The organism is Commensalibacter intestini A911 (assembly GCF_000231445.1).
GTDB classification, from domain to species: domain Bacteria; phylum Pseudomonadota; class Alphaproteobacteria; order Acetobacterales; family Acetobacteraceae; genus Commensalibacter; species Commensalibacter intestini.
The window spans coordinates 1-788 of record NZ_AGFR01000026.1 but is presented as its reverse complement, the minus strand read 5'-3'; the positions used below and the strand labels follow the sequence as shown (position 1 = coordinate 788).

1 protein-coding gene and 1 pseudogene are annotated in these 788 nt (G+C 30.6%); both read right to left on the bottom strand.

The annotated features are described in order from the left end of the window. Positions 1-44: 44 nt before the first annotated feature. Positions 45-383, bottom strand: coding sequence for a hypothetical protein (locus CIN_RS11230; protein WP_040364502.1), 339 nt, complete (start codon positions 381-383; stop codon positions 45-47). Positions 384-385: 2 nt separating this feature from the next. Continuing rightward, positions 386-745, bottom strand: a pseudogene (locus tag CIN_RS11225) (hypothetical protein); the annotation flags it as partial. Positions 746-788: the final 43 nt, after the last annotated feature.

Below are 788 nucleotides of genomic sequence, written 5' to 3'. Positions count from 1 at the left end.
ATACTATTGCAGGAGTAACAGCTACTTCTGAAATTCCAGTTAAGCTAGATATCATGGTTAGATATATATTGCGAAATTCCAGCAAGAAAACTTATTTTTCCTGTTGAACTGAAATATTCTTGAATATGCTTTCGTTCTTGTGAGTATTTTGTATCGTTACAAAAAAGATCATTTATTTCTTTTAAAAAATTTTTGTAAAAATTGCCTATATTATTTTTAACACCATATCCCGCAGTATTTGATGTATTTTCTTGATTCAACCATAATTGTATTATGTCTTGTTTGTCTAAGCCACATGATAGAAGATTTTGAATTAAATTTCTTTGGTAATTGGGTAGTATATTTAACCATTCTTCGTCAGAAAATTCAGATAAATTTATCATGTTTAAATCATTTCTTGAATGTATTCGGCAGATACAGCATGAGTAGTTTGATGTAGGGTTAAAGGATTAACTCCCATTATATCGATTGATGCTGTCGTTTTGGGTATGTAAGCTCCTAAAAGTATGGCATGAATTTTTAATCGATCTTTTGATAAAATAGGGCTTCCAGATTGACCTGGTCTTGCAAAATTATTAATTACGATATGTTTTGTTTTGGATGGTCCAGTATAGATACGTGCTCCAATAGAACAGTTTTGTTGCGTTATAACACAACGATTTGTATCAGCATGAGGATAGCCCAATACAGTAATGTTTTCTCCAACTTGTAAGTTATCCGTATTATCTAAGCATAAAAAAGGAAAAGTGTTATCTCTGTTTTTTTTGTTGAATAATTGCTATATCGTG